This window comes from Bradyrhizobium sp. U531, from assembly GCF_051710265.1.
GTDB lineage: Bacteria > Pseudomonadota > Alphaproteobacteria > Rhizobiales > Xanthobacteraceae > Bradyrhizobium.
In genome coordinates this window covers 161,005-181,466 of sequence record NZ_JASVEN010000004.1, presented here as the reverse complement: position 1 = coordinate 181,466, position 20,462 = coordinate 161,005, and the positions used below count along the sequence as shown (strand labels likewise).

The 20,462-nt window shown below is 63.7% G+C and carries 24 protein-coding genes and 2 tRNA genes; 8 read left to right on the top strand and 18 right to left on the bottom strand.

Annotated elements, in window-relative coordinates:
- Positions 1-22: 22 nt before the first annotated feature.
- Positions 23-1,174 (bottom strand): hypothetical protein, encoded by a 1,152-nt coding sequence (locus tag QRQ56_RS20415; protein WP_438742606.1) that lies wholly within the window; start codon positions 1,172-1,174, stop codon positions 23-25.
- 189 nt (positions 1,175-1,363) lie between these two features.
- Between QRQ56_RS20415 and QRQ56_RS20410 the strand changes: the two genes are divergently transcribed.
- From QRQ56_RS20410 to QRQ56_RS20395, 4 genes are read left to right on the top strand one after another with little or no spacing between them, the layout of a single operon-like run.
- Positions 1,364-2,344 (top strand): hypothetical protein, encoded by a 981-nt coding sequence (locus QRQ56_RS20410; RefSeq protein ID WP_438742605.1) that lies wholly within the window; start codon positions 1,364-1,366, stop codon positions 2,342-2,344.
- Positions 2,345-2,347: 3 nt separating this feature from the next.
- A complete protein-coding gene (locus QRQ56_RS20405) occupies positions 2,348-3,025 on the top strand; it encodes a hypothetical protein (RefSeq protein WP_438742603.1) in 678 nt (225 codons plus the stop codon).
- A gap of 10 nt (positions 3,026-3,035) precedes the next feature.
- On the top strand, positions 3,036-3,776 hold the full coding sequence (locus QRQ56_RS20400) for a hypothetical protein (RefSeq protein WP_438742602.1): 741 nt from the start codon (positions 3,036-3,038) through the stop codon (positions 3,774-3,776).
- Positions 3,777-3,799: 23 nt separating this feature from the next.
- Positions 3,800-4,216, top strand: a complete 417-nt coding sequence (locus QRQ56_RS20395; RefSeq protein ID WP_438742600.1) for a hypothetical protein — start codon at positions 3,800-3,802, stop codon at positions 4,214-4,216.
- Positions 4,217-4,442: 226 nt separating this feature from the next.
- Here QRQ56_RS20395 and QRQ56_RS20390 read toward each other — a convergent pair.
- From QRQ56_RS20390 to QRQ56_RS20350, 9 genes are all read right to left on the bottom strand, one after another.
- A tRNA-Phe gene (locus QRQ56_RS20390) sits at positions 4,443-4,518 on the bottom strand.
- 185 nt (positions 4,519-4,703) lie between these two features.
- Positions 4,704-4,886: a DNA gyrase inhibitor YacG gene (gene yacG / locus QRQ56_RS20385; protein ID WP_438742598.1), complete on the bottom strand. Its 183-nt coding sequence runs from the start codon at positions 4,884-4,886 to the stop codon at positions 4,704-4,706.
- Positions 4,887-5,030: 144 nt separating this feature from the next.
- Entirely contained in the window at positions 5,031-5,663 is a 633-nt protein-coding gene (locus QRQ56_RS20380; protein WP_438742597.1) for a Maf-like protein, read from the bottom strand.
- Between the two features lie 322 nt (positions 5,664-5,985).
- Complete coding sequence (locus tag QRQ56_RS20375; protein WP_438742595.1) at positions 5,986-6,453, bottom strand: low molecular weight phosphatase family protein; 468 nt, start codon at positions 6,451-6,453, stop codon at positions 5,986-5,988.
- Positions 6,454-6,524: 71 nt separating this feature from the next.
- Positions 6,525-7,022, bottom strand: a complete 498-nt coding sequence (locus QRQ56_RS20370) for a UPF0262 family protein (protein ID WP_438742594.1) — start codon at positions 7,020-7,022, stop codon at positions 6,525-6,527.
- Entirely contained in the window at positions 7,019-8,314 is a 1,296-nt protein-coding gene (hisD, locus tag QRQ56_RS20365; RefSeq protein ID WP_438742593.1) for a histidinol dehydrogenase, read from the bottom strand. Before hisD ends, QRQ56_RS20370 begins: the two co-directional genes overlap by 4 nt.
- Positions 8,315-8,460: 146 nt before the next feature.
- Positions 8,461-8,910, bottom strand: coding sequence for a DUF2948 family protein (locus tag QRQ56_RS20360; RefSeq protein WP_438742591.1), 450 nt, complete (start codon positions 8,908-8,910; stop codon positions 8,461-8,463).
- An 82-nt stretch (positions 8,911-8,992) separates the two neighbouring features.
- Positions 8,993-9,652, bottom strand: a complete 660-nt coding sequence (locus QRQ56_RS20355) for an NAD-dependent epimerase/dehydratase family protein (protein ID WP_438742590.1) — start codon at positions 9,650-9,652, stop codon at positions 8,993-8,995.
- 26 nt (positions 9,653-9,678) lie between these two features.
- Entirely contained in the window at positions 9,679-10,617 is a 939-nt protein-coding gene (locus QRQ56_RS20350) for an SDR family oxidoreductase (protein ID WP_438742589.1), read from the bottom strand.
- Positions 10,618-10,700: 83 nt separating this feature from the next.
- On the opposite strand from QRQ56_RS20350, the gene QRQ56_RS20345 reads away from it, so the two are divergent.
- Entirely contained in the window at positions 10,701-11,342 is a 642-nt protein-coding gene (locus QRQ56_RS20345) for a TetR/AcrR family transcriptional regulator (RefSeq protein WP_438742588.1), read from the top strand.
- Between the two features lie 161 nt (positions 11,343-11,503).
- On the opposite strand, the gene QRQ56_RS20340 is transcribed toward QRQ56_RS20345, so the two are convergent.
- From QRQ56_RS20340 to QRQ56_RS20320, 5 genes are all read right to left on the bottom strand, one after another.
- Positions 11,504-12,328, bottom strand: a complete 825-nt coding sequence (locus QRQ56_RS20340) for an alpha/beta fold hydrolase (protein ID WP_438742586.1) — start codon at positions 12,326-12,328, stop codon at positions 11,504-11,506.
- A gap of 151 nt (positions 12,329-12,479) precedes the next feature.
- Positions 12,480-12,989 (bottom strand): hypothetical protein, encoded by a 510-nt coding sequence (locus QRQ56_RS20335; protein WP_438742585.1) that lies wholly within the window; start codon positions 12,987-12,989, stop codon positions 12,480-12,482.
- Positions 12,990-13,178: 189 nt separating this feature from the next.
- On the bottom strand, positions 13,179-13,487 hold the full coding sequence (locus tag QRQ56_RS20330) for an EthD family reductase (RefSeq protein WP_100175035.1): 309 nt from the start codon (positions 13,485-13,487) through the stop codon (positions 13,179-13,181).
- A 208-nt stretch (positions 13,488-13,695) separates the two neighbouring features.
- Entirely contained in the window at positions 13,696-15,402 is a 1,707-nt protein-coding gene (locus QRQ56_RS20325) for an FAD-dependent oxidoreductase (RefSeq protein ID WP_438742584.1), read from the bottom strand.
- 25 nt (positions 15,403-15,427) lie between these two features.
- Positions 15,428-15,616, bottom strand: a complete 189-nt coding sequence (locus QRQ56_RS20320) for a hypothetical protein (protein WP_438742583.1) — start codon at positions 15,614-15,616, stop codon at positions 15,428-15,430.
- Positions 15,617-15,933: 317 nt separating this feature from the next.
- Here QRQ56_RS20320 and QRQ56_RS20315 point away from each other — a divergent pair.
- Positions 15,934-16,008, top strand: a tRNA-Thr gene (locus tag QRQ56_RS20315).
- A gap of 67 nt (positions 16,009-16,075) precedes the next feature.
- On the top strand, positions 16,076-16,426 hold the full coding sequence (locus QRQ56_RS20310) for a RidA family protein (protein WP_438742582.1): 351 nt from the start codon (positions 16,076-16,078) through the stop codon (positions 16,424-16,426).
- Positions 16,427-17,422: 996 nt separating this feature from the next.
- Here the strand turns inward: QRQ56_RS20310 and QRQ56_RS20305 are convergent.
- The 3 genes from QRQ56_RS20305 to QRQ56_RS20295 form a co-directional block, all read right to left on the bottom strand.
- Entirely contained in the window at positions 17,423-17,899 is a 477-nt protein-coding gene (locus tag QRQ56_RS20305) for a cyclic nucleotide-binding domain-containing protein (protein WP_438742580.1), read from the bottom strand.
- 175 nt (positions 17,900-18,074) lie between these two features.
- Positions 18,075-18,713, bottom strand: coding sequence for a ferric reductase-like transmembrane domain-containing protein (locus QRQ56_RS20300; protein WP_438742579.1), 639 nt, complete (start codon positions 18,711-18,713; stop codon positions 18,075-18,077).
- A 12-nt stretch (positions 18,714-18,725) separates the two neighbouring features.
- Entirely contained in the window at positions 18,726-19,229 is a 504-nt protein-coding gene (locus tag QRQ56_RS20295) for a Twin-arginine translocation pathway signal (protein ID WP_438742578.1), read from the bottom strand.
- Between the two features lie 388 nt (positions 19,230-19,617).
- On the opposite strand from QRQ56_RS20295, the gene QRQ56_RS20290 reads away from it, so the two are divergent.
- Positions 19,618-20,394, top strand: coding sequence for a hypothetical protein (locus tag QRQ56_RS20290; protein WP_438742577.1), 777 nt, complete (start codon positions 19,618-19,620; stop codon positions 20,392-20,394).
- Positions 20,395-20,462: the final 68 nt, after the last annotated feature.

Below are 20,462 nucleotides of genomic sequence, written 5' to 3'. Positions count from 1 at the left end.
AGCAGACGCGACCTCGATTGTCCTAAAATCCCGCCGCCGGCACCGTGAGCGGACGTCCGCGTATCGCCCTTCCCGCGGTGTCCTTGCCGCTCTGGGTGTCGTCGGTCCAGGCCGCGAAGGCCACTTCCCCGCCTGGGCCTGAAGCCGCGACAGCCGCGAGGCTGAAGCGATTGTGGCCGGTGGACGTGTTGAACTGGACGACCTGCCCCAGTGGCCCCTTGGTCGAGAAAACCCGCGCCTTCACGTTGGTGGTGGCGGGCTGGTCGACGTTGAGCTGGACCCAGCCGATCAGGAATCGTCCGCCCGAGAGCGGCGAGAGCGTCGGCCAGGTCGCCTGGACGCGTTGCTCGCTGGTCGAGACGAAGTGGAGACTGGCGGGCGAGCCGTCGGCCTTGTACACATCCGCTTCCACGACGATCAGGGTATTCGCCGTGGCGTCTTCGCCGAAATCGTTCAGATGCGCGATGACGAACTGGCCGCCGTCGATCGCGGCCATGGCGGCCGCGGTGGTGGTCGCTGGCGTGATGTGCTCGCTGCCCACTGCTCCCTGCGCGTTGAAGAGCTGATAGCGGATATGCAGGGGACCTGTGATCCGCGCCCGCCATGCGATGACGACGTCGCCGGTGGTCAGGCACGCCACCATCGGGACCTTGTGCAGCCCGGCCGTGGTGTTGGCGCGAAACTCGGCGCCGATCCTGCTTCCGTCGGCGCCGAAAAATTGCGCGCGGATGCGCTGGTCGGCCCGCTTGTCCGCCCAGACCACGATGAAGTTTCCGTCCTGCAGGCGCGCCAGAGCGGGCCGGATCAAAGGCTCGACCGGTGATGTCGAGACCTGGATTTCCGGTCCCGACAGCGTGTCGGCATCGAAGATGCGAAGCTTGAGCTGGGTCGGCGCCGTCGCAGCGCTGCCGGCCGCCTGCTCGTTCCACGCCACGACGAAGCCCGTACCGTACTCCACGGCGACGGGAAGCTGCCGCCGCGGTCCCGGCGGCGTCGGCAGGTTGATCAGGATCTGGTCGCTGCTCCTGGCGCCGCCCGCGCCGAACATCTGGCCCTTGATCGTGTTGTCGCTGTGGTCTTCCCACACCACGACGAACTGGGTGCCCTGAAGGCCGCACACGCTGGGCTGGCTTTGATCGCCAGCTGTGGTCGTGTTGATCAAGACCTCGTCCATGGTGCTTCCCTTCCTCAATCCAAACGTGATGAAAAGCGCGGGGCCGACCGAAAGTTGGGACTATAACACGAGCGCTTACGGCGTCATTGATCAGAACAAATCATGAACATTTACGAGGTTAGTCAACAGTCAGGTAGACGGTTCCCGGGCAATGTACGATTGTAACCCTCACTGGTAGTGGGGGAATTAGTGGCTGAGAGCGAGCAGAACCGGGAGCGGTTCCAGGTCGCCTATGTCGGCGACGATGAAAACAACCACAGCATGGATGTGGAGGCGTTAGCTCCGGCGCTCCTGGCGTTCGGCCAACTCCTCCGTGCCGCTAATACCGAGCTCAATGATAACCGGGCGACCATGCGAGTGCTCGTCGATTCAAGATTTGAGCACAAGTGCTTCCTCATCAATTTTGAAACACTGCAAACCATCCTCGATACGGTCAAAGGCTTTTTGAACGACGAGGGCGTGAAGCACGCTGCCGACGTGTTGCAGAAAGTTGGCGTGACTGCTGGCACTGCCGCAGCGGGTCTGTTCGGCTATCTCAAATGGCGCAACGGCCGGAACGTCGAGTCAGCACAAGAGGTGAAAGATTCGCCCGGTGCGCTCGTCATCAAGGTCGAGGGCGACAACAACACGCTCCAAATCGGTAGCGATGTTTTCCGGCTCTCGAAAAATCCCGAGGTCTTGGAAGCCGTCGAGGGCACACTGGCTCCGATTGAGCACAATGAAGCCAAGGCCATCGAGTTTCGAAAGGATGACAAACCACTCGTTACCTTCAAAGGAAACGACGTGAAAGCGATCGTGGCGTCATGTGAAGATCCCGGTGGCGTCGAAGTCGAGGAGGAGGACGAAGAGGAGCCGAGAGTCGTCACTGCCGTTCTCTACTCTCATGGTCCCGTGTTCGAACCTAAGGCTCCCAACTGGCGCTTTCTATATCGGAAAAAGCCAATCTACGCCGACATTCGAGAAACGAACATCGCCAAGGATGCAGTGAAACGCGGCGCCTCGTTCATGAACGACCGTTACAAAGTGAAAATGGAAGTCACGCCACCGACCGATGAACATCCCGAGACGCACTACAAGATCATTGAGGTCTTAGACTTCACGCCTGCCGAACAGCAGATCAGCATGAAGCTCAAAGCGGCGAAGAAGAAGCCAGTGAAGAAACGGGCCTGACAAATGACCAGCGCAGAGATGGAAGCGCGCAATATTGCCGTCATGGGCGAAAACCTTGGCAAGCAGTATTCTGCTCTCTTCCAAGAGGTCGCCTCGCTGTACTACTTTTGGAAAGAATTCCTCGAACTCTTCGGCACAAACGACAAGCGGATTGAACGGTTGAACAAAAGCGCTCCGGCGTTCTTTCAGATGCTGCAAGAGCAACAGTTCGAGACCTGTATGTCGCACCTTGCCCGGATAACGGATTCGCCAAAGTCAGTGGGGAAGCCGAACCTCACTGTTCGTAACTTGCCTGATCTGGTGACCGACCAGGCCTTGAAAGATACGTTGCTGGCCCACGTCGATAACGTAAAAGCAAACACTGAGTTTTGCCGCAACTGGCGCAACCGCCGGTTCGCGCATCATGATCTCGCGCTGGCAATTAAAGACAGGCAAGCCAAGCCCTTGCCCGCAGCGACAAAGGAAACGGTCGGGGCGGCCCTGCAAGCGTTGTCAGACATGCTCAATGTGATTGAGCGGTTCTATCACAAGGGCGGATGCAGTTTTTCCGACGTTGCCGGCCACAATGGAGCGGCAACACTGCTTTATATTCTTGGCTTCGGAGTGATGGGCCGAGAGAAGATGGTAGACCGTATCAATAAGGGCGATTTCTCAGGCGGAGACACGCCCGAACATATTTAAGAGATTTCGAATGCGTCCCGATCTCCTTGAGGCCCAAGCTTGCGTTGACTGGGTAATGGGCGAGCTACCCGACTTCGCCAAGCGACTAGAGGAATGGTTGACGCGTGGCGTCACGATTGAAATTAAGGAGCTAGATCCTCCGTCAGACAACGACCTCATTGTCGCGATCGAGAATGAATTGCTGCCGTTGTTCTTTCAAGCGGAGGCCGGGGCATACATAAATACCATCCGCAGCAGCCTAGACATCCTTGCCTCAACGCTCGTGAGACGACACAGCATCCCGATCGCTGAGAACCGAGTTTACTTCCCAATAGCGGAGAGCAAAGAGAGGTTCGAGAAGAGCAAGGATGCTCAGGTATTCGTCCAGGGCTTGGATGCGCTCGGGCAACGACTGTTTCGGGACTTAAAGCCGTATAACGGCGGCAATGAGCAGCTATGGACGCTGCATCGCCTCGACAACGTGCGGAAGCATCGTCGTCTGCTGAATGCCCGGCTCAATCCCATTCATATGTCTATGGTCGGAACTCTGAAGGAAGGCGACTTTACGCCACTCGGCGGCGATGGCTCCATCCAAGTAGGCGAAGAAACCGTGCTCGGCCTGATACGCAAGGGCGTCCCCCGACCCGCGATCTTCACCACATTCTATGTGGCAATTGACGAGCCGGGATTTGCAGCGAGAAAGCCAGTCACAGCGGTGCTCGCACAACTCGCCAGCACCGCTACATTCATAATCAACTTCTTTGACGCGTGATGACAGGCCTCTCCGACAAAGACATGGCTGTGATTTTCAAGGCCGATGCTGGTGATTACATGGTCGCGGCAGAGAACCTACGCAAGGACGAGAACAGCATATGGCTCGTAGCTCCTACAAACTTCATGCGCTCACATGCTATCGAGCTGCTGTTGAAGGCTGTTCTGTTAGCAAATGGCCGGACGCTGGATTACTGCCGGAAGAAAATCGGGCACCAGCTTTTCGAGGCGATGAATGAGGCTGAGACTTTTGGCCTCGTCCTGACCGATCAGACAAAGAATGTGATTAGGACGCTCTCGCCGCTCCATGAAGATTACACGTTTCGATACCGACCGAGTAAGCCATATGCCTTTCCAAACCAGGCGGTAGCGACTGAAGCAGTCACAGAACTGTTTGATCGCGTAGACGCCATCGTCCAATCCAAATGCTTGGCTCCGTAAGTTGGGTGAGTTTGTAAGCTTTCGCGCGGGCTTTAGCGGCCTGCACAGCGACTTGCGTAAGCATGGGTAGCTCTTTCTGCCAAAGAGCATCGCTGCCCAGGGTCGCACCCAAGAACTTCCGAGCTGTCATAGGACACCACCGCGAACGATGGACAACTCAAGTCGTTGGTAAGGTTCGATTTCCCGTCTGCTATGGCAAAACGCGGCGAACAGCGGAGCTAGGGAATGGTGCCCAGGGGCGGAATCGAACCACCGACACTGCGATTTTCAGTCGCATGCTCTACCAACTGAGCTACCTGGGCTTGCTCCAAGAGAGGGGCCAAAGCCCATCGAGCGGGCGGTTTATAGTGGGCTCGGGGCGGCCTGTCCACCCGGCTTCGCCAAGAGGCTTCGCCGGGCGCGGCCCGGCTGTGCACAAGCTGCGGGCGGGTTGGCGTGGCAGGCGCGTGGCGGCTGGGGCAAGCTCATAAGATATTGATATTATTTACTATTCTAGGTCGTCGACGTCGTCATCGCGGCCGGGGATGACGTAGGAGCCCTTCAGCCAACGGTTCAGATCGACGTCGCGGCAGCGCGAGGAGCAGAACGGACGGGTGGCTTCCGATTGCGGCTTGCCGCAAATCGGGCAGGTTTTGAGCGGGCTCGTGGGCTTTTTGACCTGATCGTCCATGATGTCGGCAGCTTGCGCGGGGTGATGGGGTTCAAGAGCCTTTCGGCCCACGGGTTCCCGGGGCGACGGCGCAGGCGCCCCGCCGGGCATTCTACTGTGCATGGGGTTGTTTTCGCGATTTTTGTTCGGCCGCGGCTTGCCGGCTCACACCGCGGTGGTGGCGTTGAGCCAGCCGAAGCGGATCGGAAAACCCTCGCCGCCGAGCAGCGTGGTGGTCTCGTAGAGGGGAAGACCGACCACGTTGGTGTAGGATCCCACCATCTTCACCACGAAGGAGCCGGCGATGCCCTGCACGGCATAGCCGCCGGCTTTGCCGCGCCATTCGCCGGAGCCGATATAGGCCTGGATGTCGTCTTCCGAGAGGCGCTTGAAGCGGACGCGGGTCTCGACCAGGCGCTGGCGGAAGGCCTCGCGCGGCGTCACCAGGGTGATCGCGGTGTAGACGCGGTGGTTGCGGCCCGACAGCAGCCGCAGGCACTGCGCGGCTTCGTCCACCAGATTGGCCTTGGGCAGGATGCGGCGGCCGACCGCGACCACCGTGTCGGCGGCGAGGATGAAGGCGCCGCGCAGCTCGTCGTCGAGCTGCACTGATTTGAGCGCCGCATCGGCCTTGGCGCGCGCGAGCCGGTTGGCGCAGGCGCGCGGCAGCTCACCGCGCCGCGGCGTCTCGTCGACGTCGGCGGGCCGGAGCGCATCCGGCTCGATGCCGGCCTGGTTGAGCAGCGACAGGCGCCGCGGCGAACCGGAGGCAAGTACGAATTTGGGGCGGCCGAGCATCAGGTGATTTGGGGGATGAGGCAGGGGTGAATTGCGCGCGGAACCTATCGGAAGGGGGCTGATTTCACAACCCGGGAACCCAAGGTTTGGTGATTCGAGGTTAGTTAGGATGCGTGTGCCCTCGATCTGTGACGCGGATGTTACGCGCGGTCTTCGCCTCTCCCCGCCTGCGGGGAGAGGCCGGAATTCAAGCGTGCTTGAATTCCGGGTGAGGGGGACTCTCCGCGATTCTCGCTATCACCGACCTTGCGGAGACTCCCCCTCACCCCGACCCTCTCCCCGCAAGCGGGGCGAGGGGGAAGAGGCGTCCGGGGCACGAGGATCAACCCGACGCCGCGCCCGCCTTGGCGAAGCGCCGGCGGATGCGCATCAACAGCTGGTCGCAGACCTCGCGATAGGCAGCTAACTTCTGGTCGCGGCTGCCCTCGATGGTGGTGGGATCCTGCGTCGGCCAGTATTCGACGTCGGCCGCGAGCGTCCGCGTCAGCTCCAGCGCCTTGTGATGCGCTTCCGGCGACAGCGTGATGATGAGGTCGAAGTTCAACCCCTCCCAGTCCTCCAGCTCCTCGAAGGTCTGCGGCTTGTGGGCGGAGATGTCCTGGCCGAGCTCGGCCATCACGGCAACCGCGAACGGATCGAGCTCGCCACGCCGGGCGCCAGCCGATTTCACGTAGAGGCCTTGCGGAAACATGTGCTGCAGCAGGCTCTCGGCCATCGGCGAGCGCACGCTGTTCATCGCACAGGCGAACAGCACCGATTGCGGATCGCGTGCGCGTGGCGGCGCCGCCATCGCGCCTAGCCTCTTTTGATAGAGGGCATGGCCTTGTCGGAAAACCGCTGCACACTTTTCCGGGCCATGCCCTAACCCTTCCAGTGCAGGACGGTGATGAGCGTGAACAGCCGGCGCGAGGTCTCGAAGTCGACCCGCACCTTGCCTTTCAGCCGCTCCTGCAGCGTGCGCGATCCCTCATCATGGATGCCGCGCCGGCCCATGTCGATGGCTTCGATCTTGTCGGGGGTCGCGGTGCGGATCGCCTGGTAATAGCTGTCGCAGATCATGAAATAGTCTTTCACGATCCGCCGGAACGGCGTCAGCGAGAGCAGATGCGCGACCACGGGCGTGCCGTCTTCGCTGCGGATGTCGAACATCAGCCGGTTGCCGGTAATGCCGATATGCAGCGTGAACGGCCCCTTCCCGTCCGCGCCTTCGGGCGCGAACAGGTTCTGCTCGATCAAATCGTAGATCGCGATCGCACGCTCATGCTCGATGTCGGGCCCGGAACGGCCGATCGAATCCTCGTCGAGCGTGACCGCGACGATGCGATTGTTGGAGTCGTCCTGTTCGGGCGGCTTTGTCATGACAGATTGAGGCGCAATCCAATCGAGCGCGAATGGGCATCTAACCCCTCCGCCTTGCCGAGCGTCATCGCGGCCGGACCGAGCGCACGCAGCTGATCCGGGCCGCATTTCAGGATCGAGGTGCGCTTCATGAAATCGTGCACCGAAAGCCCCGAGGAGAATCGCGCCGAGCGCGCCGTCGGAAGCACGTGGTTGGAGCCCCCGACATAATCGCCGATCGCCTCGGGCGTATGCGGCCCGAGGAACACCGCGCCGGCATTGCGGATCTTGGCCGCGAGCGCGTCAGGATCCACGGTCATGATCTCGAGATGCTCGGCCGCGATGGCGTCCGCGAGCGGAATGCTGTCGGCCAGGTTCTTCACCATGATGATGGCGCCGTAATCGGCCCAGGACGGGCCGGCGATCGCCGCGCGCGGCAGCGTCTTCAACTGCGCTTCGACGGCCTTTTCAACGTCGGCCGCAAGCCGCGCCGAGTCCGTGATCAGGATCGATTGCGCGCTGGCATCGTGCTCGGCCTGCGCCAGCAGATCGGCGGCGATCCAATCGGCATTGCCGGTGTCGTCGGCGATGACGAGCACCTCGGAGGGACCCGCGATCATGTCGATGCCGACCTTGCCGAACACCAGCCGCTTGGCGGCGGCGACATAGGCATTGCCGGGTCCGACGATCTTTGCGACCGGCGCGATGGTCGCGGTACCGTGCGCCAGCGCCGCCACCGCCTGCGCACCGCCGACGCGGTAGATTTCCGTGACGCCGCCGAGATGCGCGGCCGCCAGCACCAGCGGATTGAGCTTGCCGTCGGGCGAAGGCACCACCATCACCAGGCGCAAGACGCCGGCGACCTTGGCGGGCACCGCGTTCATCAGCACCGAGGACGGATAGGCGGCGGTACCGCCGGGCACGTAGAGGCCGGCGGATTCGATCGCAGTGTAGCGCCAGCCGAGCTCGACGCCGAGCGGATCGGTGAAGCGCTCGTCCTGCGGCAGCTGGCGGCGATGATAGGTCTCGATGCGGTCGCGCGCGAGCTTGAGCGCGTCCAGCGTCACAGCATCGCAAGCCTTCGTCGCGGCCTCGATCTCGGCGGCGGTGACGCGCAAGGAGGCGGCATCCAGCGTCAGGCGGTCGAACTTGGCCGTCGCCTCGAGGAGGGCCGCGTCGCCGCGCCTTGCGACATCGTCGACGATCGCGCGAGCGGCGGCCTCGACGTCGGCCGAGATTTCGCGCTTGGCGGCGAGGAAGGCCGCGAATCGCTGGTCAAAATCGGCACTGCTGCGGTCGAGACGAACGGGCATGTCTGGCTTGGTTTCTGGCTGGTCTTGTGGAGCGGACTGGCGCACCAGGTCCCCTGCTCAATGGCGCGGCGGGGAAGCGGCGTCAACCCTCGCAAGGCCCCGGTCTGGCGCAGGCCCGAGGCAATGCGGCTGGTATACAGGCGGCCTCACAGCTCCCCCTCGATTTCCAAGCCCGTTCCCAGCGCGTCAGCCCCGAGGTCGGTCAGCTCGCATTCCAGGCATTCGACGTCGAGCCGGACGGCGCCGCCTTGCGCGAACAGCAGCACGGCACTGCCGCCGGGCTCCGCCTCGCGCCCGTCCCTCGGGTGAAACTCGATGCCGACGAGGTCCATGACCTTGTCGGGCGCGCCGAGGTCGATGTTGCGCGACTTGCAGGCGAGCACGCGGTCGAAGCGGAGCGCGGCGACGAGCCGGCGCGGCTCGGCCTCGCCTTCCAGCGTCTGCTCCCAGTCCAGCCTGCTCATCCCGACCACCAGCCGCTTCTCGGCCTGCCGCCAGATGATGTCCGAGATCTGGACACGGGCGTCCTGGACATGGGTCGAGATCACGGCGAGATCATCGGCGTCGAGGGCGATCAGTTTGAGCTGGGGCGACATCGCCGACGCTTCTCCTCTGGAGTGGACAGGCCTCAACGCGCGCAGAGCCCGATATTTCCGCACAAATTAACGGACCGGCCGGCTAGAGGCTATTGATATCCGCCATCTCCAGAACCCTCCGCGGATACCCCTCGCGGGCGACGCGGATCATGCCGCGGCCGATCTGCTCGGTCGAGGTGACGAGCTGCGGGAAAAGCCGGCGCAACACCGACCAGAGCGGCCGGGTTGCGGTATAGACCGCCTGCACCCAGGCGGTCTTGGACCGGGCGCCGTGCAGGGGCTGGATCGCGCCGGGCCGGAACATGTAGGCGGCCCTGAACGGCAGCTTGAGCAGGTCGTTCTCGGTCTTGCCCTTGACCCGCGCCCACATCCGCGACCCCTGCTCGGTGGAATCGGTGCCGGCCCCGGTGACGTAGGTGAAAACCATCTGCGGATTGAGGCGCACCAGCGTCGTTGCCGCCGCGAGCGTCAGATCATAGGTGAGGTGGCGGTAGTTCTCTTCGCTCATGCCGATCGAGGAGACGCCGAGGCAGAAAAAGCAGGCATCGAAGCCGGTCAGCTGCGTTTCGATCGCCGAATAGTCCAGGAAATTGTCGTGGATGATCTCGTCGAGCTTGGCGTTGCGCACGCCGGTTGGGCTGCGGCCGACGACGAGCACGCGCTCGACGCCGGCATCGACCAGGCATTCGCGCAAGACGCCCTGCCCGACCATGCCGGTCGCGCCGAAGATGATCACTCGCATCGTCATAGTCCCAGCAGGCTCGCGGCTCATGCCGCGGCCGCGATCTCGTCGAAGGATACACCGGTCAGCGTCGCCGAGGCATCCCACAGCATGGCGGCCCCAGCGGAATCCTTCGCATGCGGCATGATCCTCGCCGCCGCGGGCGCCCCCTTCATCTCGTAGAATCCGTTCGGGCCGTAGTAGCCGCCGGGCTCCGCCGCGGGCGACGTCGCGGCGAACAGCGTCGGCAATGCGCCCTCGGCGGCCGACTGGCTGAAAAACGGCTGGAGCAGCCGGCCGATCCGCCACTGGAACGTGTCGGCGCCCGGACCGTTCGCAATGAGATCGGTGCGCGCAAAGCCGGGATGCGCGGCCACGCTCCTGACACCCCAGCCGGCCACGTCGCTGCGCCGCTGCAATTCGAGCGAGAACATCAGCATCGCGAGCTTGGACTGGCAGTAGGCGCGCCACGGACGATAGGAATGCTTGCCTTGCAGATCGTCGAAATTGATCGCTCCGGAGCGGTGCGCAAGGCTGGAGAGATTGACGACACGCGGCGCCTTGGCCCGGCGAAGCTGCGGCAGCAGCCGCGCCGTCAGGGCGTAGTGGCCGAGATAGTTGGTGCCGAGCTGCATCTCGAAGCCATCCCCGGTCTGCTGCCGCTTCGGCAGCGCCATCACTCCGGCATTGTTGACGAGGAGATCGAGCTGCTCGTTGCCGGCGGCAAAGCGCCGGGCGAAGTCCGCGACCGAGGCAAGGCTGGCGAGGTCGAGAGGCTCGTACGCGATCAACGCGGCCGGAAACCGCGCGCAGATGCCCTCGATCGCGCGCAGGCCCTTTGCGTCATTGCGTCCGGTGAGTATGACAATGGCACCGGCGCCCGCCAGCGCCATCGCCGTCTCGTAACCGAGGCCGCCCGTCGCCCCGGTCACGACGGCCGTCTTGCCGCTGAGGGAGGGGATGTCTGCCGTGGTCCAGTCGGTCATGCCATGTCTCCGTTCGGGCTGGAAGGCGGCCCGCGCCGGACCTAAATGTGCACCGAGTGCAATTTTACAAGAGGTGAGATGATTTGAAGGCGTCGAAGGCTGTCCGCAAACGTGCCAAATCATTGGGCGCGGTCGGAAAATTCCCTGATACGACCGGCCTGCGCCAGCGCAAGCGGCAGGAGACCCGCGCGCGGCTGACCCGGGCGGCGATGACGCTGTTCCTGGAGCGCGGCTTCGAAGCCACGACCATCGACGATATCGCCGCGGCGGCGGAGGTGTCGCGCCGCAACTTCTTCCATTATTTCGCGTCCAAGGAGGACGTGGTCACCGCCTGGCAGGAGAATGCCGCCGGCGCACTGGTCGACGAGGTCGTGGCGCGGCCCTCGGATGAATCGATGCTGACCGCGGCGGAGAATGCGATCGCCGCCGTGGTCAAGCGGCTCGATCCCGCGGAAGCCGCCGCAATGTCGCGGCTCAAGCGCGACAACCCCGCGCTGCAGGCGCGCGACCAGCTCAAATACGAGACGATCGAGCGCGCGCTCGCCGAGGGCCTTGCCCGGCGCGGCCGAACCAAATCCGACCGGCTGAAGGCGAAGCTCGTCGCCATGATCGCCACCGGCGCGATGCGCGTCGGCGGCGAGAGCTGGATCGGCGACGGCGCGCGCGAAAAGCCGGAAGCCTTCGTCAAGCGCACCTTCGATGCGATCAGGGCGATCCTGGAGTGAACTCCTTCTTCCTTCTCCCCTTGTGGGAGAAGGTGGCGCGAAGCGCCGGATGAGGGGTTTGTCTCTACGATCTCACGCGCCGAGACAGACCCCTCACCTGTCTCGCCGCTTCGCGGCGAGACACCCTCTCCCACAAGGGGAGAGGGCAATATCAGCGTCCCTCACTCCCTGAAAAACGCCAGCAGATCGGCGTTGATCGTCTCCGCATGCGTGGTCGGCATGCCGTGCGGAAAACCCTTGTAGGTTTTCAGGGTGCCCTTCTTCAGCAGCTTTGCCGACAGCGGGGCGGAATCGGCGTAAGGCACGATCTGGTCGTCGTCACCGTGCATGACGAGCACGGGCACGTTGATCTTCTTCAGGTCCTCGGTGAAGTCGGTCTGCGAGAACGCGACGATGCCGTCGTAATGCGCCTTCGCGCCGCCCATCATGCCCTGGCGCCACCAATTCTCGATCACCGCTTCCAGCGGTTTTGCGCCGGGGCGGTTGTAGCCGTAGAACGGACCTGCGGCGATGTCGCGATAGAACGCCGAGCGGCCGGCGGCGAGCTGCTTCTGGAAATCGTCGAACACGCTCTTCGGCAGGCCGCCGGGATTGGCCGCGGTCTGCACCATCAGCGGCGGCACCGCCGAGAGGATCGCGGCTTTCGCCACCCGGCTCTCGCCGTGGCGTGCGATGTAATGCACGACTTCGCCGCCGCCGGTGGAATGGCCGACATGAAGCGCGTTCTTGAGATCGAGATGCGCGGTGACCGCTGCGAGGTCGTCGGCATAATGATCCATGTCGTGACCATCGGCGACCTGCGCCGAGCGACCGTGGCCGCGGCGGTCATGGGCGACGACGCGGTAGCCGCGCGTGACGAAATACATCATCTGCGCGTCCCAATCGTCCGACGACAGCGGCCAGCCATGGCTGAACACGACCGGCTGGCCACTGCCCCAATCCTTGTAGAAGATCTCGACGCCGTCCTTGGTGGTGATGGTGGGCATTGGGGGGCTCCTTCAGTAGAACGTCATTCCGGGGCGCGCGTCCGCGCGAACTATGGTGCGCGGTTGCGCACCTGAGAATCCAGAGATTGTTGCGCGAGATTCCGGGTTCATCGCTGCGCGATGCCCCGGAATGACGACGGGATGTCAGCGATCAGGCAAACGCCAACGGCTTAAAACGGCGCCAGGCGCCGACCGTGAGCACGACGAAGAACACCAGCACGATGCCCTGCACGACCGCGAACACCGGGCCCGACGGCGGCGCCGGCGCCACGGCGGGCGCGAGCGCGGCCAGCGCCGGAACTTTGAGGAACGACTGGATCACCAGCACGAAGACGTTGAAATAGAGCGAGATCATCGCGGTCACGACATAGACCGGACGCCAGACGCCTTTGAGCTTCATGCCGTACAGCGCGAGGCAGGCGATCGCGAGCAGCACCAGCGAGATGATGCCGATGATGTGCGAGGGCAGCAGCTTCTCGAACGGGAACAGGAAGCCGGTGGCGCTGGTGAGGATGGTGAAGGCCAGGAAGATCGCGGTGAGGCCCGGCATCGACTTCGAACCGAGCAGGCCGAACATGACGACGAGCCCGGCGGCGATCGCGATCAGGCTGATGACGACATGGACCATCGTGAAAGCGGGCAGGCTCAAGCCAAGGACCATGACATCTCTCCTACTCGTCATTGAGATCAGGAGAGTAGTATTACGGCCCTCATGGGATTGCCACCTGCGCTGACGTCACATGCATGTGCGCAGCCATGCGTCATCGTGCGAATCGACAAACGCATGGCTGAATTTTTTGCACCGCTGTCACAAACGACGGCAGCTTTCGACGAAAGTTGAATCGAAGTCTCACACTTCCTTGGTGTCGAAGATCAGGAGGTCGGCACCGCCGCTGGCGAATTTCGGCACGTCGCCCGCGGCCGCCTTGCCTGCTTCGCTGCCGAACGCCTTCTGGATGTCGCCCACGCTGTCGAAGGTGAGAATGGCGACGAGATGAATCCCTGACGGCCCGGCGGGTGAGCCGACCGCGCCGGTGCTCACGGCGTATTTCTTCAGGCCGGGAAGCTTTTTGGCGAGCGGAATGTGCGTTTCGGCATAATGCTTGTCGAAGGCGGCAGCGTCTTTCGGTGTTTTGTAGAGCACGACGAGTTCGGCCATTTAGTCCTCCCGTTGAAACTTTTCTATTGGATCCTCATGGTGAGCCGCGTGCGAAGCCCGCGGCTCGAAGGATGAGGGGAGATAGTCACGCATGACGCGGCGCGATGGCAAGCCTCATTCGACTTGCCATTCGCTTGTCTTGTCCTTGACTTATTTCTTTGAGCACGATCTTGCCGGAAAACCGCTTCACACTTTTCCGGATCGTGCTCTAAAGCGCCGGTTTCGCGGCGTCGCCGAGATAGCCGTGCAGGGAGGCCACGACCTGCGCGCCCTCGCCGATAGCGCCGCCGACGCGCTTGACCGAGCCGGAGCGGACGTCGCCGACGGCATAGACGCCGGGCACCGAGGTCTCCAGCGGAGCCACGAGGCGGCCCTGGTTCTGCTCGGACTGCGCGCCCGTGACGACGAAGCCGCCGCGATCGAGCGTGACGCCGCAGCCGTCGAGCCAGGCGGTGGCGGGATCGGCGCCGACGAACAGGAAGAGATTGCTGATGTCGGCGGAATCCTCGTCGTCGGACAGCCGGCTCTTCCAGCGGATCCGCCGCAGCAGCGCAGCCTCGTCGCCTTCGAGCGCCGTAATCTCGGTGTTGAACAGCAATTCGATGTTCGGCGTCGCTTCGATGCGCTCGATGAGATACCGCGACATGCTGGCCCCGAGGCCCCCGCCGCGGATGATCATCAGCACGCGCTTGGCGTGGCCCGACAGGAACACGGCGGCCTGACCCGCCGAATTGCCGGCGCCGACCAGCGCGACCTCCTCGCCGGCGCAGAGCTTTGCTTCCACCGGCGAGGCCCAGTACCAGACGCCGCGGCCCTCGAATTTGTCGAGGTTCTCGATCTCGGGCCGGCGATAGCGCGCGCCGCTCGCGACCACGATCGAACGCGAGCGCAAGGGATCGCAGCCGTCGAGCGCCACCGCGAAGGCGCCGTCCTTGCGCGTGCAGTCGAGCGACTTCACCGTGACGGGAATCATGATATCGGCGCCGAATTTCTGCGCCTGGGTGAAGGCGCGTGCGGTCAGGGCCTGGCCGGTAATGCCGGTCGGGAAGCCCAGATAGTTCTCGATGCGCGCGCTGGCGCCGGCCTGGCCGCCGAAGGCGCGGATGTCGAGCACGGCAACGGACAGCCCCTCGGACGCCGCATACACGGCGGTGGCAAGCCCGGCCGGTCCGCAGCCGACCACGGCGACGTCGTAGATGCGGTTATCCTTGGCGCCGCCGATCATGCCGATGGCACGCGCGAGCGCGGTCTCGTCGGGGTTGCGCAGCACCGCACCGCTGGCGGCAACGACGAGCGGCCAGTCTCCTGGCTTCGGCGAATAGCGCGCGATCACCTCGGCGGCGTCGCGATCGCGCTCGGGATCGAGCAGATGATGCGGCTGGCCGTTGCGGGTGAGGAAACCCTGCAGCCGCACCACGCCGGCGGAGTTCGACGGGCCGATCAGCACGGGACCGCCGATGCCGCCCTGGATCAGATTGACCCGGCGCAGGATCAACGCGCGCATGATGCGCTCGCCCAGATCAGCCTCGGCCACCAGCAGCGCGCGCAGCCGGTCCGGCGGCAGCAGCAGCGTCTCGACATCGCCCTCGGCGCGGCCGTCGACCAGCGCCGGCTGGCCCGAGAGCTGGCTGAGTTCCGCCAGGAACTGCCCGGGCCCCTGGTCGATCACCGGCGTGACGTGGCCGAGCCCGTCGCGCTGGGTGATGGCGACGTGGCCCTTCAGCACGACGAACATGCCCGGCCCCGGCTTGCCGGTCTCGAACAGGAACTCGCCGTCCTGATAGAGGCGGACCTCGCCGAAATGCCTGATCCGCTCAATCTCGAGCGGCGTCAACGTCGGAAAGGTCTGTTCGGGGCGCGTGAACCGCGACATCAGCGCCTCGTCACCATCTCGTTGCTGTTCGTCCTGCCCCATGGTCATTCTCGCTCATTCCAATGTCTCAATTGCCGGCCTCGCCGGTGGCCCCCTCATTGAGGGAACCGTCGTCGTTTGGCGATGGATCGCCGCCTGCGGCGCGTTCGCGCGCCTGCAGCTTCCGCCGCTTGAGGTTTTCGCGCAGCGCCGACTTCAGCCGCTCGTCGCGGGATGTCTTCGGCTGGCTCGCGCTCTTGTCGTTCTCGTCGTTCATGGGAGGTCCGATACTGCCATCGAGGCTAACATGCCCAGAGAATGCGGCAGCTCAAGAGGGCCCTCGCGATCCGATCGTGCGAAACTCGAAATGGACCGAATCCGCAGGCTTGGCCACCTGGCCAGTTGGCGGGGATGAGCTGAGCTCGAATTGGCGGGAAGTCGGTGGTTTCGAGCCAAATTGAGCATTTTGGCCTCGATATCGGCCCGATTTTCTCGTTTTGACCGGCCGAGCAAGCTTGCACAGGAGGGGGGCTTGTGGCAGATATCGGCCCGCTTGGCAGGGCCCCTCGGGCGCCCGATTCTTCACCAGCACATGCTGCCGTAGCTCAGTGGTAGAGCACTCCATTGGTAATGGAGAGGTCGACAGTTCAATCCTGTCTGGCAGCACCATTTTTTCCCTCATCGCAGCAAGCTTTCCGCCCGGCCGGCGAGCCCCCAACTTTCAGCGGATGCCATCGTGATCAAACGTTCCCTGCCCTATGAAGGACTGCTGCACGAGATCGTCGAGCATAACGGCGTGCTCTATCTCGGCGGCATTGTTCCTGAGGATGCCGGGCTCGACATGGCAGGCCAGGCCGACGATGTGCTCAGGCAGTTGAAGACCCTGCTCGAAGGCGCCGGCTCCGACCTCTCCTGCGTCCTGCAGGTGACGATCTTCATGGCCGAGCTCGCGGACAAGGCGGCGTTCAACCAGGTTTGGAAGCGCTACTTCACCGCGGACCACCTGCCGGCGCGCGCCGCCATCGGCGTTGCCGATCTCGGCAAGGGCGTCAGGCTGGAGCTGACGGCGACCGCCGCGCGTCGCTGATGGGGCGATACCGGCGCGAGAGCGCTCGGTCATTCTGATGTCCACACATGACGCGGCGTTCTCGCGGCTGGAAGCGCCCGAGTTTTGCCCGTTTCCGTGACCCTCTTCCTTGAAGAGGGCGCAGGGAAGACCGGGTGCCGACAGGCACCCGCGGTCCGCTGCGCGAAATGCACACGCAGGAAGAACCGCACAGCAGCATACAGGTGACGCCGAACACTCGGCCTTCCCTGCGCGATGGTCGGACGGCTTATGCCGTGCTCTCCCGGGAGCCGAACTTTCCTTTGGCCTCCCTCGCCCCGCGAATTGAATGATGCAGTCTGCCCGGTCGGGCTCGCTCGCATCTTCGCCGGACTTGACCGTAGCAACGACGGCCAGGACCACACGGTTTTGCCGTACGCAGCAACATCGTTCGTCACACGGAGAAGGACCTCACGAGGCTACCCGCCCTGGTCCCGCCTTGCCGTGCCCGACGCAGCCGCGTCCACCGCAGCCCAGCCCACGTTCGTTGCGACGTACGATCGCCCCTCTCCTCGGGCCGGGATGGCGGAAATATGCCGTAATTCCGAATTTCGGTAAAGTGGAATATTTTTGGCGGCGGGGATTGACGGGGTTTGGGGTGTTTTGCCCGACGGGTCGCGATTGCGCCCCGCTGGTAAGGTTAATCCTTCCTTTCGATTGTCGGTAAAATTTTATCCATTATCGTCCTTGTCATCGATGACGAACCAGAGGCTTCCAGAGTGCTTGCGTTTTGCCTGATCGTGACTGGGACAGCGTTGCTTCTTTCCGGCATCGTCGCCTTCGGCTTTCATAGAAACTCGCTGCACTCGATGGCGCTGCTGTAGCCGGATCGGGCTCGGCTCGCAGGATGGATGCGAGCTGCTCGTGTGCCGTCGCGGACAGTTCGTAGGATGGGTAGAGCGCAGCGAAACCCATCAAGTCGTGCGGCGCGACGGGAAAGCGATGGGTTTCGCTGCGCTCTACCCATCCTACGCGCCGTCAATTGTCGTTATCCGCCGCGCGCCTCGCGAAGCGATCATCCGCCCGCCTCAGCCGCCGGCTCAGCTCGCGATTGATGTTCTGCAGGACGATCACATAGGCGTGGATGTCGGCCTTGTAGCAGGCGTAGAGATTTTTGGCGGTCAGCTCGAACAGCACGGTCGGCGCATCCGCGACCACCGTGGCGGAGCGGTTCTGCATTTCGATCAGCGTCATCTCGCCGAAGAAGTCGCCGGGCTGCAGCACGGAGATCGGGACGACGCGGCCCGAGCTCGACCGCTTGCTCACCGCGAGGCGACCGGACTTGACGATGAACATCGAACGTCCCGCCTCGCCTTCCGCCACGACGGCGCTGCCCGCCTCGAAGCGGCGCTCGACCAGCATCGACATCAGGAGGTCGAGGCTTCCATCCGAAAGGCCGCCGAAAAACGGCGTCGCGAGCAGGAACGTTTTCAGATCGGGGGCGGTGACGTTCATGGCGCGAGGATATGCCGGGGCGATGATCGCGGCAAGGCGAGCAGCGTAGCCGCTTCCGTCATTGCAAGCGTAGCGAAGCAATCCAGAATCTCTCCGCGGAAACAGTCTGGATTGCTTCGTCGCAAGGGCTCCTCGCAATGACGTGGTGAGAGATTTTTTCTCCCATATCCGCTGCTCACCGCCGCGCGACGCTCTCCCCGCGCAGCGTCCGCCGTTTTCGCCAGACCTGCAGATCGACCATGACCTTTGCGGTAGCCGCGACGACCAGCACGCATAGCGCGGCCTTCGAGACCGTCTCCATCGTCCCCTCGATCAGGAGGCAATGGACCACGCTGCCGACGACGATGACGAGCGCCAGCGGCATGTGAATGAAGCGCCAGGTGCGCGGGCGCAGCGCGAAGCGATGGCGCAGCGACGCCAGCAGCGCGACAATGAAGATGGCCCACATCGCGGTGACGCCGAAGGGCGAGAACGGCGTCGGCGATGCGTAGGTCAGGGCGTCGATCATGTCGGGCGGGCTGGTGATCCAGAGGCCGGCGACGTGGACCACCACGGCCAGCACCAGCGCACCGCCGATCCAGTGATGGGCACGCCGGCCGCGATAAGCCGACAGCGGCGCCAGATAGCCGCCGATCAGCAGCGGCTGCACCAGCACGAGACCGAGCGCGACGATCCCCGCAAAGCCGGCAAGGATGTAGACCGGACCGCGCCAGGCGAGTTGCTCGCTGGTCGCGGCAAACACGATCGGCACGCCAATTGCCAGCGCAAGGGCAACCCAGATCAGGATCACCCGTGCCGATCTCCACCCCGTCATTCGTCGGTCCGATCAGACCGGCTGCAGGACGAAGTGCGCTTCGAGGCTGGTTTCCTTGGCGCTCCGCATCACGGGCCGCAGGAACACGGTCTTGAACTCACCACTGTCATAAGCGAGGTGGCCATGCGGCTGGCCGAAGATCGGAATGATCTGCGGCATTTCGAGCCGGAACTTGCCGTCCTTGTCAGTGAGCGTGGCGCCATGGCTCTGCGGCTCGTGCTCCTGGCCCTCGACCGTGTGCGCCCAGATCTGGATGCGCTGGCCGGCGAGCGGCGTGCCGTCGCCGGCGCGGCGCACGGTGCCGCTCATCCAGAAGCCGCCCTTGCCGATCCGCTCCACGACCGCCGCGCCCTTGCGGTAGTTGTTCGCCCCGCCCGACATCGACTCGGTGGGAGCGAGGCCATCGGCGCGGGCGGGCGAGAGGAGGCCGGGCACGCCGGCTGCGAAAACCCAGCTCGCCAGGACCGAGCCGCCGGCGACGAGCAGGTTGCGGCGATTGAGTACGACCATGGTCATGTCGGTTCCTCCTAACGGTCGGCGCGATCGCGCGCCGCAAGGTGATCTCTCGTGCCCCGGACGCGGTGCAGCACGGAGTGATGCGCCGCAGAGCCGGGGCCCAGCGGCATGGGTCCCGGCTCTGCGGAGCAGCGTTTCACGCTGCACCGCGTCCGGGACACGCGACTGCCGTCGAATGGCCACGCCAAATATACAACAACAGGCGCAAAACGCCCAGTTGGGACGAACGACGCCATAGGCCACAATAACAGTGTTGTGAACGAGGGACGGGCCGTCCGACGCCGCTTTCGGGCCTTCATTGGCGGCCGGCTTTGCAATAGCTTGCCGTGAAGATGGCGATATCATCGGGACACGACACCGGTGCGTGTGCCGAGATTGGGGGGACGTGATGAGGAAGCAGTCGCTTGCGCTGGCCGTGCTGCTGGTCTTGACCGGTCCGATGGCGGCGGAGGCCGGCGAGGCAAAAGCCTCTCCCAACGGTCCCCGCGAGCTGATCGGCAACTACGGAGACAGCCCCGCGCAGTGCCAATCCTACCACCGCAAGTCCGACAACATCACCTCGATCAGTGCGACGAGCTACGAGTCTTGCGGTGGCTCCATGTGTGGCGCCGACATCGTGTCGCACCGGAAAATGAAGGACGGATACATCCTCGATCTGAAGAGCTCCGGCAATCCGTCGGGCTGGCGCGTCAAGGTGAGGTTGCTCGACAAAGGCATTGAAGTCACGTCGCTGGCCAGGCGCGGACCGCCGAAAACGGAAACGCTGGCGCGATGCACGAAGGCCGATGCGATTGCCGGGATCGGGCTGCGGCCGAACCAGGAGCCCGATGCGAACACGTCGTTGAACCCCGTTTTCGCGGCGTATTACGCGCTTGCCGTTCCCGGCAAATGTGCAGGCCTCGCCGCAAACACGCAGACCGCGGACGCGATGATCGCGAGGGGAAGATCAGCGTGGACCGAATGGCTACGCAAAGGGTCGAATTCGCAACACGCAACGCCCGAGTTGATTGCGCAGGACATTGCGCGGGAAAAGCGCGACGCCCAAGATGCGGTGCGCGCGGATGCGGCCGAGATCGAGACGTTCTGCAGCGAAGTTCTCAGCGCCTTCGGCGACGGCGGTCGCGTCGAACCCAACCTCTTGAAAGACACGCGCGGAAAGACCTGAGGGCCTCCCCGGAAGTTCCGGCACAGCAATTTCGAATGGCATCGTTGCACCAAAGGTTGGCGACGGCG